This window comes from Caballeronia sp. ATUFL_F1_KS39, from assembly GCF_023630985.1.
Lineage (GTDB): Bacteria > Pseudomonadota > Gammaproteobacteria > Burkholderiales > Burkholderiaceae > Caballeronia > Caballeronia zhejiangensis.
The window spans coordinates 147,484-164,192 of sequence record NZ_JALQDZ010000056.1 but is presented as its reverse complement, the minus strand read 5'-3'; the positions used below and the strand labels follow the sequence as shown (position 1 = coordinate 164,192).

The window sequence follows — 16,709 nt, the reverse complement described above, 5'->3', positions numbered from 1 at the left end:
AGGCTGACTGTACCCATTTCAAAGGTACAATTCCGACAAACAGTGACCTTGCTGTACCCATGACAGCAGGATCATTTTCAGAACAGGTCGATACGATGCGGCATGAGAAGCCCAGCCTGTCTGCGACACTCGCGGACAATCTCGCCAGACAGATCACGGAAGGTGTGCTGCGCGCGGGCGACAAACTCCCGTCGATCAGGGAATACGCTGAGGCGAACGGCTGCGCGAAAAACACCGTCATCAGCGCATTCGACATGCTGACGGCGAACGGTCTCATCGAGCCGCGACGCGGCGCGGGCTTTTACGTCGCGAGCGTGGCGAAGCCGCAGCAGCATGACGAAGATGCGCCGACGCTCGATCGCGCGATGGATTCGGTCTGGCTCATGCGCGAACAGTTGCAGAGCAAGCCGGACTTTCTCAATCTCGGTGAGGGATTTCCGCCCGTCGCATGGCTCGAAGAGACGCGGCTCGATCACTTCCACCAGCGCGTGGTGCGAACCGGTGTCGCGTCGCTGTTTCGTTACGGCAGCCGCTTCGGCTATCTGCCCTTGCGTCAGCATCTGCAGCAAAAGCTCGCCGGCTATGAGATCGAAGCCGCGCCGCAACAGATCGTCCTCACGCACGGCGCGAATCAGGCGATGGACATGGTCGTGCGTTACTTCGTGCGCCCGGGCGACACCGTGCTCGTCGACGATCCCGGCTATTACGCGCTGTTCGGCAAGCTGAAGCTGTCGGGCGCGAATATCGTCGGCGTGCCGCGCGCGGTCGACGGGCCGGATATCGCGGCGCTGGAGGAGCGGCTCAAGACGCATCGGCCGCGGCTCTTCTTCACGCAATCGGTCGGACACAATCCCACCGCGACGGACATCAGCGCGGCGAAGGCGCACCGCGTTCTGCAACTGGCGGAAGCGCACGATCTGATCGTCGTCGAGAACGACGCCCTCGCCGATCTCAAGCCGCGCTCGGCGACGCGCATCAGCGCGCTGGATCAATTGCGGCGCACGATTTATATCGGCAGCTTTTCGAAGTCGGTGTCGGCGGCGCTGCGCGTGGGCTTTCTCGCCTGCGATGCCGATCTCGCCAGCGATCTCGCCGACGTGAAGATGCTCACGCACGTAAGCAGCAGCGAATACTGCGAGCGCACGCTCGATGCGATCGTCGGCGACGGACACTTCCTGCGTCACACGAACCGCTTGCAGGACCGCCTCAAACGCGCGACGGCGACGGGCGTCGAAGCGTTGACGCGTCTTGGCGCGACCATCTTCAAGGTCAGCGATCAGAGTCTTTATCTATGGGCGCGTTTGCCCGCGCACGACGATTCGATAGCGTTCGCGAAGGAGATGCTCGGCAAGCACGTGATCCTCGCGCCGGGGACGATTTTTTCCGCGCACGCGAACATCGTTTCGCCGTGGTTTCGCTTCAATGTCGCGTATCTCGGCGACCCGCGATTCTCGAACGCACTCGCGCCTTGAAACGCCGGGCACGCCTGCCCGACGTGTCGCTACGCTGCAATTACGCGCTGGCTACTGCTGCCAGGCCCGTCCGCGAAGACTTCTCGGCCACGGGCGTCGATTGTCCCGCCGATTGAAGCGAAGGCTCCGCCATCTGTCCTCGCAGCTTGATGAGCGCGAGCACCGTATCGATCGTCGGTGTCGGCTGCCCGACGAGACGCCCCATTTCCTGGACGACGGTAAGGAGCGGATCGATTTCCATCGGCCGGTTGGCCTCGAGATCCTGGAGCATCGACGTCTTGTGCGCGCCGACCGCACCCGCACCGTCGATACGTCTTTCGACATCGACACGGAAATGCACGTCGAAGCGATCCGCGATCGCTTTCGCCTCCAGCATCATCGCTTTCGACACGGCGCGCGTGGCCGGATTGCTCGTAATGACATCGAGCGTTGCATGAGTCAATGCGCTGATCGGATTGAAGCAGAGGTTGCCCCAGAGCTTCAGCCAGATTTCATCGCGAATACGCTCCCGAATGGGCGCATCCAGATCCGCCGCGCTCATGATTTCATGCAGCTTCTGAACGCGCTCGCTGCGCGCTCCATTCGGTTCGCCGATGGGGAACTTCTTGCCGTACACATGGCGGATCACGCCCGGCGCGACGACTTCCGCCGCCGGATACACGACACAACCGATCGCACGCTCCGGTCCGAGCGCGTTCCATTGCTTCGCGCCGGGATCGATGCTGTCGAGCGTGGAGCCTTCCAGCTCGCCGCCATGCTTGAAGAAGTACCAGTACGGAATGCCGTTGACCGCCGTGACGATAGCCGTCTCTGGTCCGAGCAAAGTCTGGATCTGGCCGACGACGCCCGGCACCGAATGCGCTTTCAACGCGATGATCACGTAGTCTTGCGGACCCAGCTCGCGCGGATCCGACGCGCATCTGACCTTGACGACACGTTCCCCGCCATCGATTTGCAGCCGTACACCGTTTTCCTGCATCGCCGCGAGATGCGGACCACGCGCAACGAAGCTCACGTCCGCGCCCGCCGACGCCAGTTGCGCGCCCATATATGCACCGATCGCTCCGGCGCCATACACACAGATCTTCATCGTTTAAACCCCTATCTCAAGCGCCAAGATGACTGAGCAACGCATCGACACTGCCCTTCGCATCGCCGAAGAGCATCCGCGTGTTTTCCTTATAGAAGAGCGGATTGTCGACGCCGGCGTAGCCTGCCGCCATGCTTCGTTTGGACACGACCACGGTGCGCGCCTTCCACACTTCGAGCACGGGCATCCCGGCGATGGGACTGCCCGGATCCTCCAGCGCGCCAGGATTCACGATGTCGTTTGCGCCGATCACCAGCACGACATCCGTGTTGGAAAAGTCGTCGTTGATCTCGTCCATCTCCAGGACGATGTCGTAGGGCACCTTCGCCTCCGCGAGCAGCACGTTCATGTGCCCCGGCAAGCGGCCCGCCACCGGATGAATGCCGAATCGCACGTTCACGCCCTTGCTGCGCAGCTTCTTCGTGATCTCGCTGATCGTCGCCTGAGCCTGCGCGACCGCCATGCCGTAACCGGGCACGATGACGACTTCCGACGCATCGCGCAGCAGCGAGCCGACTTCATCGACCGTGACCGGCGCGACTTCACCCTCGATCGTCTTCGAAGCGGTCGAGGTCGCCGTGCCGAATCCGCCGAGAATCACGGAGAGGAACTTGCGGTTCATCGCGCGGCACATGATGTAGCTCAGAATCGCTCCGCTCGACCCGACCAGCGCGCCGGTCACGATCAGCAGATCGTTGCTCAACATGAAACCCGTCGCGGCGGCGGCCCAGCCCGAATAGCTGTTCAGCATCGACACGACCACCGGCATGTCCGCGCCGCCGATCGCCATCACCAGATGCACGCCGATCAGCGCGGCGATGACGGTCATCGTCAAGAGCGAGCTGATGCCCACATCGGCGTCGGGCGCTGTCAGGAACACGTAGCCGAGCGCGATGCACGCGAACACGCCGACGAGATTCAGCGTGTGCCGCATCGGCAGCAGCAACGGCTTGCCGCCTACCACGCCCTGCAACTTCAGAAACGCGGCGATGGACCCCGTGAACGTTACCGCGCCGATGAACACGCCGAGATAGATCTCCACGTTGTGGACCGACTGCGCCGCGCTGTCCGATTCCGCGCCGGCTGCCGGCGACAGGTAGCTCGCAATGGCGACCAGCACGGCCGCGAGGCCCACGAAGCTATGCAATGCCGCGACGAGTTGCGGCATTTGCGTCATCTCGACGCGCCGCGCGAGGATCGCGCCGCCCGCGATGCCGATCGCCATCAGCGCGGCGACGGCCGGCAACGCTTCCCCGCCGTTGAGCCAGAGCGTGGTGACGATCGCGATCGCCATGCCGGCGACGCCATAGAGATTGCCGCGCCGCGCCGTCGATGGATGACTGAGCCCGCGCAGGCTCAGGATGAACAGCACACTCGCCGCCAGATAGGCGATGCTTCCGATTCCAGTTTGCATGTCGATCTCCTTAGCGCTGGAACATGTTCAACATGCGTTGAGTGACGAGAAAGCCGCCAGCGATATTGATTGTCGCGACGAGGATCGCGAGGCCCGCGAGAATCGCGACCAGATGATGCGGCGTGCCGACCTGCAGCAGCGCCCCCGTCACGATGATTCCGCTGACCGCGTTGGTCACGCTCATCAGCGGCGTGTGCAAGGCGGGCGTCACGTTCCACACGACCTGAAAGCCGACGAAGATCGCCAGCACGAACACCGTGAAGTGCGCGACGAACGCAGGCGGCGCAACGGCGCCGAGCGCGGCAAGCAACGCAGCCGCGATGACGAGCCCGGCCACGCCGATCCATCCCGCGCGACGCTTCTGTTCGATGGTCACGGCAATCGTTGCAGCGGGCTTTGCGGCAGCGGGCGGCGCAATCGCGGGCTCCGGCTTCTTGGGCGGCGGCCATTTCACCTCGCCGCGCAGCACGACGGTGACGCCGCGCATCACTTCGTCATCGGTATCGAGCGTGATTTCGCCGTTCTTCTGCGGCGTCAGATCGGTCAGAAGATGCCGCAGATTGGTGCCGTACAACTGGCTCGATTGCGTTGCCATGCGCGATGGCAGATCCGTATAGCCGACGATCGTGACGCCTTCGATCGATGCCGCCTCGCCCGGCCGCGTCAGCTCGCAGTTGCCGCCCTGCTCCGCCGCCATGTCGACGATCACGCTGCCTTGGCGCATGCTGCGCACCATGTCGGCGGTGATCAGTTTCGGCGCGGGCTTGCCCGGAATCAGCGCGGTCGTCACGATGACGTCGACGTCTTTTGCCTGCGCGGCGAACAGCGCCATTTCAGCCGCGATGAATTCGGCGCTCATCTCTTTCGCGTAGCCGCCGCTGCCGCTGCCGTCCTCGACATAGTCCAGTTCGAGAAACTCGGCGCCCATGCTTTCCACCTGCTGCCGCACTTCGGGCCGCGTATCGAAAGCACGGACGATCGCGCCGAGACTGCGCGCCGCGCCGATCGCCGCCAGTCCCGCGACGCCCGCGCCGATCACCATCACTTTCGCGGGCGCGATCTTGCCCGCCGCCGTGATCTGTCCCATGAAGCCGCGGCCGAACTGGTGCGCCGCTTCGATGACCGCGCGATAGCCCGCCATGTTGGCCATCGAACTCAAAGCATCGAGCTTTTGAGCGCGCGAGATGCGCGGCACGCAGTCCATCGCGAGCACGGTGACGTTGCGCGCAGAGAGGCGCGTCAACAACGCTTCGTTCTGCGCCGGCCAGATGAAACTGATGAGCGTCGATCCTTCGCGCAGCAACTCGACTTCATCGCCCACGGGCGCAATGGAAGGCGCACGCACTTTCACGACGATATGCGCGTCCGCATAGAGCGACGGCGCATTCTCCACGATTCGCGCACCCGCAGCGCGATAGGCATCGTCGGAGAATGCGGCAAGCTCGCCCGCGCCGGCCTCGACGCTCACTTCAAATCCGAGCTTCAGCAGATGCCCGACTACTTCCGGCGTCAACGCGACGCGACGCTCCCCGGGAAAGCGTTCCCGTGGCACAGCAATCATCATTGGCATGACTAAATTCCCAATCGACGGTTTCAATTCTTCAGTGGCGCGCGCCTGCATTCGGCTGGCGAGCATGCCAAACCTCGCATCAGCGAGAAAGCTGGCGCGAGATACGAATAATGGTCAGTGTCTGGTCGGTCAGCCGCGTATACGGGCATCGAGCGAAGCGGCCGGTGGGATGGGTGGCCGCTTCGTCCTTGAGCTGCGTTCATGCGCCTTTTGTTGCGCGGACGCGAGCCGTTATCTCTATGGTGCTTTTTATACTTTGAATCGCTGAATCATCAGGCGTCGACTTTCGCCTCCAGTTCGGCGATACGCTTGCGGAGCGCACGCTCTTCCTGAAACCGCGCCGTTTCATCGCGGATGATCGCGACGATACCGGTCAGCTCGCCTTGCGGCGAATGCAGCAGCGCGACGGTGAACGCTATCGACATCGCGCGTCCGGCCTTATCGACGGCGGGAACCTTGAGCAGATCGTGCCCATAGCGCGTCTCGCCGGTCGCCATCGTCTTGTGATAGCCGTCCCAATGACGACCGCGCAGGCGCTCCGGAATGATCAGATCGAGCGACTGCCCCAAAGCTTCGCTCTGGGTGAAGCCGAACATGCGTTGCGCCGCCGGATTCCATAGCGTAATCGCGCCGCTCGCATCCGAAACGATCACGGCATCGCCGATCGCATTGACGAGTTGTTCGTAGTCGATCGTGGGGGTCATTGTGTCGTCCATGCTTGGGTATCGATCGAGACTGATTTCTGAAGGGCCGCTGCCGTCTTGGGCTTTCGTGGACGGCAGCGGTTACCTTTTCAAGCGCGTCAGACAGCTCGCGCTTCCTTCATTTGCGCTACCTGCTCCTTGCTATAGCCGAGTTCGAGCAGCACTTCTTCGGTATGTTCGCCGAGCAGCGGCGAGCCCGTGATCTCCGGCTTCAGGTCCGAGAACTTGATCGGGCTGCCGACCGTGAGATATTTGCCGCGCACCTTGTGATCGACCTCGACGATGGAACCGCTCGCACGCAACGACGGATCGTTCGCGAGTTCCTTCATCGTCAGCACCGGCGCGCACGGAATATCGAACTTGCGCAGGATATCGACCGCTTCGAACTTGGTCTTGTCGGCGAGCCATTCTTCGATCTTGCCGAAGATATCGAAAATATGCGGCTGGCGCGCTTCGGCCGTCATGTAGTCCGGGTCCTCGATCCATTGCTCCTTGCCGATTGCGCGGCAGATCGGCGCCCATGCGTGCCCCTGAATGGTGAAGTAGATGTAGGCGTTCGGATCGGTTTCCCAGCCCTTGCACTTGAGCACCCAGCCCGGCTGACCGCCGCCGCCCGCATTGCCGCCGCGCGGCACGACGTCGCTGAACGTGCCGTGCGGATACTGCGGATATTCCTCGAGATAGCCGACGCGATCGAGACGCTGCTGATCGCGCAGCTTCACGCGGCACAGATTGAGCACGCTGTCCTGCATCGACACGGCGACTTTCTGTCCCTTGCCCGTTTGCTGGCGGCCGATGATCGCCGTGAGAATGCCGATCGCGAGGTGCATGCCGGTGTTGCTGTCGCCGAGCGCCGCCGCGCTGATGGTCGGCGGGCCGTCCCAGAAGCCCGTCGTCGATGCCGCGCCGCCCGCGCATTGCGCGACGTTTTCGTAGACCTTCAGATCGTCGTAGTGATGGCCGTCGCTGAAGCCCTTGACGGACGCCACGATCATCTTCGGATTCAGCTTGCTGATGTTCTCCCAGGAGAAGCCCATCCGGTCCAGCGCGCCCGGCCCGAAATTCTCGACCAGCACGTCCGATTCCTTGATGAGCTTCGTGAGCACTTCCTTGCCTTCGGGCTGCTTCGTATCGAGCGTCAACGAGCGCTTGTTGCTGTTGAGCATGGTGAAGTACAGCGCATCCGCATCCGGAATGTCGCGCAGCTGGTTACGCGTGACGTCGCCGGAACCGGGACGCTCGACCTTGATGACATCGGCGCCGAACCAGGCCAGCATCTGCGTGCATGCGGGACCCGCCTGAACGTGCGTGAAGTCGATGATCTTGATGCCTTCGAGTGGTTTCTTGCTCACGAATTTCTCCTGGGTGGCTAGTCTTGGTTACTTTTTCGATGCCGCGCTTTGCGGGTTCAGATTCGTCAGGCGACCGCTCTCCGTGCCGGCCGTTTCGTCGATCACTGCGTTGATGAGCGTCGGCTTGCCCGACTTGATCGCTTCTTCGAGCGCATGCGTGAGCTCTTCGGGCGTCGTCGCGTTGTAGCCGATGCCGCCGAATGCCTCGATCATCTTGTCGTAGCGTGCGTTCTTCACGAACACGGTCGGCGCGACGTCCTTGCCGCCGGTCGGATTCACATCGGTGCCGCGATACACGCCGTTGTTGTTGAACACGATGGTGCAGACGGGCAAGTCGTATCGGCAGATGGTTTCGAGTTCCATGCCGCTGAAGCCGAACGCGCTATCGCCTTCGATCGCGACGACCTGCTTGCCGCTCGTCACCGCGGCGCCGATCGAGAAGCCCATGCCGATGCCCATGATTCCCCACGTTCCGGAATCGAAGCGCTTGCGCGGCTCGTACATGTCGATGATGCTGCGCGCATAGTCGAGCGTATTCGCGCCTTCGTTGACGACATTGATGTCCGGGCGCGTCTTCAACACGTCGCGAATGGCGCGCAGCGCGCTGTGGAAGTTCATCGGCGACGGATTCTTCGCGAGCGTCGCGGCCATCTTCTCCAGGTTCTTGTTCTTGCGCTCGTTGATCGCGCCCGTCCATTCGACGGACGGCTTCGGGAAATCCGCGCCGATGCCCTCGACGAGCGCCGCCACGCACGAGCCGATGTCGCCGATCAGCGGTGCGGCGATCGCGACATTGCTGTCGATTTCGGTCGGCGAGATATCGATCTGCACGAACTTCTTCGGCGCCGAGCCCCACGTCTTGCCCTTGCCATGCGCGAGCAGCCAGTTCAGACGCGCGCCGATCAGCACGACGCAGTCCGCTTCCTGCAGCACGAACGACCGCGCAGCCGACGCCGATTGCGCATGCGTGTCCGGCAGCAGGCCCTTGGCCATCGACATCGGCAGATACGGGATGCCGCTCTTCTCCACCAGTTCGCGAATCTGCGCGTCGGCCTGCGCATACGCTGCGCCCTTGCCCAGCAGGATCAGCGGACGCTTCGCACCCTTGATGACGTCGAGCGCGCGCTTCACCGAATCCGGCGACGGCAACTGACGCGGCGCGGCATCGACCACCTTGATGAGCGATTGCTGGCCCTTGAGCGCGTCCATCGTCTGCGACAGCAGCTTGGCGGGCAGATCGAGATACACGCCGCCCGGACGGCCCGACACGGCCGCGCGGATCGCACGCGCGATGCCGATGCCGATGTCCTCCGCATGCAGCACGCGATAGGCGGCCTTCGCATACGGCTTCGCCGCGTTCAGCTGATCCATCTCTTCGTAATCGCCCTGCTGCAGATCGACGATTTCACGCTCGCTCGAACCGCTGATCAGGATCATCGGGAAGCAATTGGTGGTCGCGTTGGCGAGCGCCGTGAGTCCGTTCAGGAAGCCCGGTGCCGACACCGTCAGGCAGATGCCCGGCTTCTGCGTCATGTAGCCCGCGATCGCGGCTGCGTTGCCCGCATGCTGCTCATGGCGAAAGCCGATGAAACGCATGCCTTCGGCCTGAGCGAGTCGCGCGAGGTCGGTGATGGGAATCCCGACGAGGCCGAAGATCGTATCGATGTCGTTCAGCTTCAACGCGTCGATGACGAGATGGAAACCGTCGGTCAATTGCGGCGCCTGAACTTCGGCGGCTTCCTGTGTTCTTGCCTCGAGTACGTCTGCCATTTGTCTCCCCCAGAGGGCCGGTTATGTTGGTGATATACTAGATATTAGATACAGAATTTGTCAAAGCTTAGTTTGCTGTTCGGGATCGGGATGAACCCTTAGATGAGATGTTTCGGTGTCAACGCGCTGACGATCATCAGATCAGGCGCGGCACCGCTAAAGAAAGAAAGGCCGCGGACATCTGTCACGCGGCCTTTCTTTTTTCAAATCGAATGCGCAGTTCTTGCGGATGACGCGCGACAGCGTGCGCTTGAAACGCGTCGCTTCGGTATCAGCAGGCGGGATTCATCGCGTCGACGACTTGCTCGGCGCGTCCGTCCAGTCGGTCTGGAAGGGCAAGTCGATATAGGACTGCGGCGAAGCCTGCGTGACCGTGTTCTCTATCCATCGGCGACGCATTGGCGCGAGTACGAACTTCGCGCACACGCCCGCCGCGATCGACGTGATCGCGGTAGCGATGAACACGGCGTTCCATGAACCGAGCGACGCGAGCACCGACGCGAGCGGCACCATCATCGAAGCCGTGCCCTTGGCCGTGTATAGCGTTCCTGCATTGGCGGCGGCGTACTTGCTGCCGAAGGTGTCCGCGCAGGTCGCCGGGAAGATCGAGAATATCTCGCCCCAACACAGGAAGGTCAGCGCCGCGAACAGCATGAACATGTAGGGGTTCTGCCCGAACTGCATCAACCCCAGCAGCGCGACGCCTTCGCCCAGGAAGATGATGAACATGGTGTTTTCGCGACCGATCTTGTCCGAGATGAAACCGCATAGCGGGCGCGTGAAGCCGTTGCACAGATTGTCGATGGACAAGGTCATCGCGAGCAGCGGCAAGGTCGCGCCGAACAGACTCACTGGCAAACTTGCGAAGCCGTATTCCTTGGCGATCGGCCCGAATTGCGCAGTGGCGATCACACCGCCCGCCGCCACCGCGACGAACATCGCATAGAGCACCCAGAAGATGGGCGCTCGCACCATCTGTCCGGTCGTGTAGTCGATCTTGGTCGCCACGATGCGCTTGGCCGGCACGATGCCTTTCGGCGGATTCGGCCGCACGAGCAACAGTGCAAGCACGAATATGACGGCGCCTTGCAGAATGCCGAAGAACATGAACGCGTGCTCGTAGCCTGAGCTCTGGATCATGTTCGAGATCGGAATCACCGTGACGGCCGCGCCCGCGCCGAAGCCCGCCGCGGTCAGGCCGGCCGCGAGACCGCGTTTGTCCGGGAACCACTTGAGCGCCGTGCCGACGCATGTACCGTACACGCAGCCGGCACCGATGCCCGCAACGACTGCGGCGATGTACAGATGCATGAGCGTGGTGGCATGGGCGTCGATGATCCAGCCGATCGCAGCGAAGATCGCACCGCCCATCACCACCGGGCGCGGTCCGAATTTATCGACGAGCCAGCCTTCGACAGGCACGAGCCACGTTTCGGTCACGATGAAGATCGTGAAGGCGGTTTGAATCGCCGCTTGCCCCCAATGGTGCTTTGCGTCCATCGGCATGACGAACAACGTCCACGCATACTGGAAATTGGCGACCAGCCCCATGCAGACGATGCCGATGACCAACTGCACCCACCTGTTCTGACGACGCCCGTGCGACTGCCCGGCCACCGTCGTATCTGCGCTCACCATGTCTGTCTCCGTTATGTGTCATTGCGCTCGTTCGGCGCTTGATGTCGTGCTGAAAAGCCGATGCGTCAGGTTTGTTTGCGAGACGGGCGTGCAGGGGGAAAGCCGATTGACGCGCGCGAGTGGCGCGTGTATTGAGGCAACGATTTCGCTCGACGGGCACGCGATCGAGGTGTGCCGTCGTTTCCTGCTACGTCCGCGCTTTCCTCCAAGTGGTATCGAGAGTGGACAGTGTGAGCATCGTGCGCGAGAAAAAATATAAGGGAAAGTTATTAAAAATTTCAGTTTGGATTAATTATCGTGAATGGATGACGGGGCCAGATTGGCCGCCACGTCTATGCGCGCGCGCCGGAATGTCCGCGCGACGGCAACAGATATCGCGCGGCAGTTGGTCGGCGGCCATCACCGCGGACTTGCGGCATTCCCGTTCACGATCGCAATGTCTCGTCTAATCAACGATCTGGCGTGCCACTGAAAATTGGCACGTCGCATGCAATGTCGGTTCAAAGCCCGCGTTGCCATCGATACTGAACAGCATGAGCGGCTTCCAGTCACCGGGCGCATTGGCGCGCGGTACGGTTGTCAGGAGTCCGCCCATGCCACTCGCCCGACTGCTTGTCTGCTTTCTCCAGTGCTCGCTGGCAGCCGCGCTGCTTTTGCCCGTCGTCGCGGGCGCAGCGAACGTAGCCGCATCCGGCGCGCATGTCGCGGTTCCTGACGATACGGCCACGCCTCACGCGCTCAAAGCCGGCATCGAGCGCCTGCGCACCGGCACATGGTGGGAAGCCAACCGCAAGATGCGCCCGGAACTCGCGCAGGTCGGCGACCTGATCTTTCTCTTGCCCCTTGCCGACAGCAAGCTCGAGCCATCATCGGATGCGATCGGCCGCGTGCAGCGCCTGCGCGAAGCGGTGCGCATCCATCAGATGCGCGAACCCGCCGGATGGACTCGGCTCGTTGCGCAGGTCAAGGCCGCGCGCGCAAAGACCGGCGATCGCTCCGCCGCGCTGCTCGCCGACGCGCTCGTCAACGAGATCCGCTACCGCGACGGAACCGATGGCAGCTACTACGCGCCGGCGCGTTTCTTCATCGAAAGCGGCGTGTGCAAGGATTTCGCCGTCGCCAAATATCTGCTGCTGCGCGACGCGGGCTTCGACATCGCGCGCATGCGTCTCGTGTCGCTCGCGCCGCGCTACAGGAACACGCCGGACGACTGGCACGTCATCCTCGTCGTGCAGATCGACAACGCGAGCGAGCCGCTCACGCTCGATTCACCGGGTGCGGCATCCGCGAAGCGTGCAGACGATAAGGTTTCCGAAGCATCGGCCTGGACTGGTCCGTCGGCGCTGCTCTCCGCGATCCTCGCTGGTCGCAAGCCTGCCGAAGCAGTGCTGCGCGCGCCCGCAGGACCGCTCGCCGCTCCGCTCAGCGAGTCGGGTCAGGCAGACCGCCCGCTTGCGACGGTCTTCAACGAGCTGGGCAGCCGGTCATTCGAACGCGATGCGCCGCGTGCGCGCAGGACATCGGCTGCCAAGGGACGCGCGAGCGCGATCTACGTCGATGAAGCGGGTGATGCGTGGCAAGTCGACAGCTCCGGCACGTTCCCGAAGTGGCGCGTCGCCGCTGATCGCGCAGACGCGCCCATCAATCAAGGTCCGGCAGCAAGGCTCATTCGCGTGACGGCACGCTGACTGGAGCACTGACTGCAACGGTCCGTCCCGCGGCGAACTGAGAAGCATCCAGTCGCAAAACATCCGACGGTCGTACGAAAGCAGTCTCCCAATATGCGGAACGTTCTTTGCGTCGATAACGACATGCCGATGTCGAACGTCGGCTCATTGGGAGACAAATCATGTCAGTCGATACAAGCCAGATGAACATTGTCGGGAAAGGCGCCGAGACCGCGGATGGTCCGGGCCCCGACGTCATGGCCGCGAGCACGCTGGATGGAAACAACGTACTGAGTTCCGATGGAGACGATGTCGGCAAGATCAAGGAGATCATGCTCGACGTCACATCCGGACGCATCGCGTATGCGGTCCTTTCGAGCGGCGGCTTCCTTGGGATCGGCGACAAGCTGCTCGCGATTCCATGGAGCGCCTTGACGCTGGATACCAACAACAAGTGCTTTCGGATTTCAGCGACCACGGAACAAGTGAAGAGCGCGCCCGGCTTCGACAAGGATGCGTGGCCATCGATGGCAGATCGCTCGTGGGCCGACTCGATTCACCGGTACTACAGCCGGCCGCCCTATTGGCAACGCTTCGAGCGGGACGACGCAACGTATCGCAACGTGCCCCCGGAACTCTGAAGCGAATTTCATTGATCGGCGATGCCGTTAGCCCGCCGCGTCGGGAGCAGTCATTCAAAAACAGATGTACAGGAGATATCGATCATGAAAAAGCTCATCGCTGTTATCGCGTCCACACTCCTCGCCACGACGGCGTTTCAGCACGCGGCAGTCGGCGCAGATGCCTCGGACGCGCAAAAGGCTCAAATGAAGGCAAACAGCGAAAAGATGGAGGAGCAGGCGACGGCGAACAAGAAGAAGGCCGAAGCTCGGAGCGATGCGGCCAAGGCGCAGGCATCGGCGGACGAAGACAAGGCTTCCGCTCAGGCCGATGCCGACAAGAAGGCCGCCAAGGGCGCGAAGGCGACCACGGCTGCGGAGGCATCGGGCGCGCGAAACGACGCGGCCAACGCGCAGAGCAAGGCCAACAAGAAGATGCACGATGCCCAGGCGAAGGCCGACAGGAAGAAGCAGGACGCCGCCCACGATGCGAACGTAGCGCAGGCCAAGGCCGATGAAAACAAGGTCGAAGCCCAGAACGACGCGAACAAGAAAGCGGCCGAAGCGAAGGTCGATGCCGCGAAGAAGCAATAAGCATATGCAATAAGCAATGCAGGGGCGCACCGTCCCGGTTCGCCCTTCATCGACTTCACGCGATCGGTATGGTCAACGACCTCTGGTACAAGAACGCGATCATCTATTGCCTGTCCGTCGGCACGTTCATGGACGCGAACGGCGATGGCGTCGGCGACTTTCAGGGCTTGCTGCGGCGGCTCGACTATCTTCAGGGGCTCGGCATCACCACCATCTGGCTGATGCCGTTCCAGCCGTCGCCTGGCCGCGACAACGGCTATGACATCAGCGATTACTACAACGTCGATCCGCGATACGGCTCGCTCGGCGACTTCGCGGAGTTCACGCACGCGTGCCGTCAACGCGGGTTGCGCGTGATGATCGATCTCGTCGTGAATCACACGTCGGATCAGCATCCGTGGTTCCGTGAGGCGCGGCGCGATCCCGATTCGAAATATCGCGACTGGTACGTCTGGTCGAAGAAGCGGCCGGCCAACGCGAAGGACGGCGTGGTCTTCCCCGGCGTGCAAAAGACGACGTGGACTTACGACAAGGAAGCGGCCATGTGGTACTTCCACCGCTTCTACGAGTTTCAGCCCGACCTCGATACATCCAATCCGTTCGTGCAGGCGGAGTTGCTGAAGATCATGGGCTTCTGGATTCAGCTCGGCGTTTCGGGCTTTCGCATGGATGCGGTCCCGTTCGTCATCGCCGCCAAGGGCGCACAGGTGAGGCGGCCCGTTGAACAGTACGACATGCTGCGTATGTTTCGCGAGTTCCTGCAATGGCGTCAGGGCGACGCGATCATTCTCGCGGAGGCGAACGTGCTGCCCGACACCGACATGAAATACTTCGGCGACGCGGGCGAGCGATTGCAGATGATGTTCAACTTCCAGGTCAATCAGAACGCGTTTCATGCGCTCGCGTGCGCCGACGCCACGCCTCTGAAGAACGCGCTCGACGCGACGAAATCGCGCGCCGCAACCGCGCAGTGGGGCGTATTCCTGCGAAACCACGATGAACTCGATCTTGGCCGTCTATCGCCCGCGCAGCGCGAAGCCGTGTTCGCGGCGTTCGCCCCGGAGCCGGACATGCAACTGTACAAGCGCGGCATTCGCCGTCGTCTTGCACCGATGCTCGACGGAGATCGTCATCGGCTCGAGCTTGCGTACAGCCTGATGCTGACGCTGCCGGGCACGCCCGTCGTGCGCTACGGCGATGAGATCGGCATGGGCGACGACCTGCGCCTGCCCGAGCGCGAAAGCGTGCGAACGCCGATGCAATGGTCGACGGAGCCGCATGCCGGTTTCACGAAGCACGCGCGTCCCGTTTGCCCGGTGATTTCTGGCGGACCCTACGGCTACGAACGTGTGAACGTCGCGAGCCAGCGCCGCGATCCGGACTCGCTGCTGAACTGGATGGAGAGAATGATCCGGATGCGCAAGGAAGTGCCCGAGATAAGCTGGGGCGACTTCGCGATTCTGAAGGCATCGCGCGACGACGTGCTTGCGCTGCGTTACGACTGGCGAAACAACTCGGTGGTCTGCCTGCATAACTTCAGCGCCGCGGCGTGCACCGTGAAGTTTCGGGTCGGCCTCGGCGCTGGAGAGAACGACGTGCTGGTCAATCTGTTATCCGACGATCATAGTCAGGGCGATGCGAAGGGACAGCATACGGTCGTGCTGGAGCCGTATGGCTATCGATGGTTCCGCGCAGGCGGTCTCGATTATCTTCTGAAGCGCAGCGAAGTTTGACGTTGGAGAGCATGGCCGCATCGACGTGCGGCCGCGGGCGCGCCGTCGCCGCCACCGGCACGCCATGGCCTGAACGCTTGCGCGCGATGAATTCGCACTCCGCGTTCGCGTGATGCCTGCCGTCGATAGACATCGCGGTGCGTATCGCCTCGCGCGCAAGCTTCAGGGCTGCTTTCGATTCACTCGTCGTCACCCTGTCTGCCTCATTCCATGCACTACCCGGTTACTCTCTTAAGACGAACGTTTTGGTTTATAGTCGTCGCCAGACCGCCGGCATTGGCCGGCTCCCGGACTTCTGTGCATGAGAACCCCATGACCATTGCGACCACGCCAGAAAAAGCGGCCGCGAAATCCGCCAAAGCCACGAAGGCTACCGCCACTCGCCAACCCAGACAGCGCGATCCCGAAGTCACACGCGCCCGCATTCTCGAAGCGGCGAAGAAGGAGTTCGCGAAACTCGGTCTCGATGGCGCTCGCGTCGAAGCCATTGCGGCCCGCGCGAAGTCCAACAAGCGGATGATCTATCACTACTTCGGCAGTAAGGAGAACCTGTTCCTCGAGGTGCTGGAGGATGTCTACGCCGACATCCGTTCCGCCGAGCAAAAACTCGATCTCGATCATCTGTCACCCGAGGATGCGATCGCCGCCCTCGTCACGCATACCTGGAACCACTACCTTCGTCATCCGGAATTCCTGAACCTCGTCAGCAACGAAAATCTTCACAAGGCTCGTCACGTGAAGAAGTCCGCGCGCTTCATGGAACTCCATCAGAACTTCACGTCGATGCTGCAGCGCATCCTCGATCGCGGCGTCGCATCGGGCGCATTTCGCAGCGGCATCGATCCGCGGCAACTGCACATCACGATGGCCGGCATCAGCTACTACTATCTGACCAACCGTTTTACGAGCGGGCTGATCTTCGACTTCGACTTCATGGACAAGGAAGCGCTCGATGCGCGCCTCGCCTTCAACATCGACACGGTGCTGCGGACCATCCGCAAATAGCGAATGCGTTCGCGCCGCTTATGCGGCCGCGAGAAGCCGCTCACACGCCTGACCCTTCCCTCGTGAGCCAGGCGGCCTAG

The 16,709-nt window shown here is 62.2% G+C and carries 13 protein-coding genes; 6 read left to right on the top strand and 7 right to left on the bottom strand.

The annotated features are described in order from the left end of the window. Window positions 1-95 precede the first annotated feature (95 nt). On the top strand, window positions 96-1,472 hold the full coding sequence (locus tag NCR93_RS28370) for an aminotransferase-like domain-containing protein (protein WP_175980356.1): 1,377 nt from the start codon (window positions 96-98) through the stop codon (window positions 1,470-1,472). A 40-nt stretch (window positions 1,473-1,512) separates the two neighbouring features. Here the strand turns inward: NCR93_RS28370 and NCR93_RS28365 are convergent, their stop codons facing one another. The 7 genes from NCR93_RS28365 to oxlT all read right to left on the bottom strand — a co-directional run bounded on the left by NCR93_RS28365 (window position 1,513) and on the right by oxlT (window position 11,010). Further along, on the bottom strand, window positions 1,513-2,562 hold the full coding sequence (locus tag NCR93_RS28365) for a 2-dehydropantoate 2-reductase (protein WP_175980181.1): 1,050 nt from the start codon (window positions 2,560-2,562) through the stop codon (window positions 1,513-1,515). A gap of 16 nt (window positions 2,563-2,578) precedes the next feature. After that, window positions 2,579-3,976, bottom strand: a complete 1,398-nt coding sequence (gene pntB, locus NCR93_RS28360) for a Re/Si-specific NAD(P)(+) transhydrogenase subunit beta (protein ID WP_008346496.1) — start codon at window positions 3,974-3,976, stop codon at window positions 2,579-2,581. Between the two features lie 10 nt (window positions 3,977-3,986). Then, window positions 3,987-5,546, bottom strand: coding sequence for a Re/Si-specific NAD(P)(+) transhydrogenase subunit alpha (locus NCR93_RS28355; protein WP_175980182.1), 1,560 nt, complete (start codon window positions 5,544-5,546; stop codon window positions 3,987-3,989). 272 nt (window positions 5,547-5,818) lie between these two features. Next, window positions 5,819-6,250, bottom strand: coding sequence for a PAS domain-containing protein (locus NCR93_RS28350; RefSeq protein WP_008346492.1), 432 nt, complete (start codon window positions 6,248-6,250; stop codon window positions 5,819-5,821). Between the two features lie 98 nt (window positions 6,251-6,348). Next, entirely contained in the window at window positions 6,349-7,602 is a 1,254-nt protein-coding gene (gene frc, locus NCR93_RS28345) for a formyl-CoA transferase (RefSeq protein ID WP_008346490.1), read from the bottom strand. 27 nt (window positions 7,603-7,629) lie between these two features. Then, complete coding sequence (oxc, locus tag NCR93_RS28340; protein WP_175980183.1) at window positions 7,630-9,372, bottom strand: oxalyl-CoA decarboxylase; 1,743 nt, start codon at window positions 9,370-9,372, stop codon at window positions 7,630-7,632. Between the two features lie 285 nt (window positions 9,373-9,657). Next, a complete protein-coding gene (gene oxlT, locus NCR93_RS28335) occupies window positions 9,658-11,010 on the bottom strand; it encodes an oxalate/formate MFS antiporter (RefSeq protein ID WP_175980184.1) in 1,353 nt (450 codons plus the stop codon). Between the two features lie 593 nt (window positions 11,011-11,603). Between oxlT and NCR93_RS28330 the strand changes: the two genes are divergently transcribed. From NCR93_RS28330 to NCR93_RS28310, 5 genes are all read left to right on the top strand, one after another. After that, window positions 11,604-12,698 (top strand): transglutaminase-like domain-containing protein, encoded by a 1,095-nt coding sequence (locus NCR93_RS28330; protein ID WP_175980185.1) that lies wholly within the window; start codon window positions 11,604-11,606, stop codon window positions 12,696-12,698. A gap of 161 nt (window positions 12,699-12,859) precedes the next feature. After that, window positions 12,860-13,318 carry a PRC-barrel domain-containing protein gene (locus NCR93_RS28325; RefSeq protein WP_008346482.1) on the top strand — a complete coding sequence of 153 codons (459 nt, stop codon included), beginning with the start codon at window positions 12,860-12,862 and terminating at the stop codon, window positions 13,316-13,318. Between the two features lie 84 nt (window positions 13,319-13,402). Continuing rightward, window positions 13,403-13,891: a hypothetical protein gene (locus tag NCR93_RS28320; protein ID WP_175980186.1), complete on the top strand. Its 489-nt coding sequence runs from the start codon at window positions 13,403-13,405 to the stop codon at window positions 13,889-13,891. Window positions 13,892-13,959: 68 nt separating this feature from the next. Then, window positions 13,960-15,624 carry an alpha-amylase family protein gene (locus NCR93_RS28315; RefSeq protein ID WP_175980187.1) on the top strand — a complete coding sequence of 555 codons (1,665 nt, stop codon included), beginning with the start codon at window positions 13,960-13,962 and terminating at the stop codon, window positions 15,622-15,624. A 210-nt stretch (window positions 15,625-15,834) separates the two neighbouring features. Beyond that, window positions 15,835-16,629 carry a TetR/AcrR family transcriptional regulator gene (locus NCR93_RS28310; RefSeq protein WP_372492609.1) on the top strand — a complete coding sequence of 265 codons (795 nt, stop codon included), beginning with the start codon at window positions 15,835-15,837 and terminating at the stop codon, window positions 16,627-16,629. Window positions 16,630-16,709 lie beyond the last annotated feature (80 nt).

Excerpts from the sequence above, each read along its gene's own strand:
- NCR93_RS28370 (WP_175980356.1), top strand. The coding sequence starts at position 96 with ATGCGGCATGAGAAGCCCAGCCTGTCTGCGACACTCGCGGACAATCTC.
- NCR93_RS28365 (WP_175980181.1), bottom strand. The coding sequence starts at position 2,562 with ATGAAGATCTGTGTGTATGGCGCCGGAGCGATCGGTGCATATATGGGC.
- pntB (WP_008346496.1), bottom strand. The coding sequence starts at position 3,976 with ATGCAAACTGGAATCGGAAGCATCGCCTATCTGGCGGCGAGTGTGCTG.
- NCR93_RS28355 (WP_175980182.1), bottom strand. The coding sequence starts at position 5,546 with ATGCCAATGATGATTGCTGTGCCACGGGAACGCTTTCCCGGGGAGCGT.
- NCR93_RS28350 (WP_008346492.1), bottom strand. The coding sequence starts at position 6,250 with ATGACCCCCACGATCGACTACGAACAACTCGTCAATGCGATCGGCGAT.
- oxc (WP_175980183.1), bottom strand. The coding sequence starts at position 9,372 with ATGGCAGACGTACTCGAGGCAAGAACACAGGAAGCCGCCGAAGTTCAG.
- oxlT (WP_175980184.1), bottom strand. The coding sequence starts at position 11,010 with ATGGTGAGCGCAGATACGACGGTGGCCGGGCAGTCGCACGGGCGTCGT.
- NCR93_RS28330 (WP_175980185.1), top strand. The coding sequence starts at position 11,604 with ATGCCACTCGCCCGACTGCTTGTCTGCTTTCTCCAGTGCTCGCTGGCA.
- NCR93_RS28325 (WP_008346482.1), top strand. The coding sequence starts at position 12,860 with ATGTCAGTCGATACAAGCCAGATGAACATTGTCGGGAAAGGCGCCGAG.
- NCR93_RS28320 (WP_175980186.1), top strand. The coding sequence starts at position 13,403 with ATGAAAAAGCTCATCGCTGTTATCGCGTCCACACTCCTCGCCACGACG.
- NCR93_RS28315 (WP_175980187.1), top strand. The coding sequence starts at position 13,960 with ATGGTCAACGACCTCTGGTACAAGAACGCGATCATCTATTGCCTGTCC.
- NCR93_RS28310 (WP_372492609.1), top strand. The coding sequence starts at position 15,835 with ATGCACTACCCGGTTACTCTCTTAAGACGAACGTTTTGGTTTATAGTC.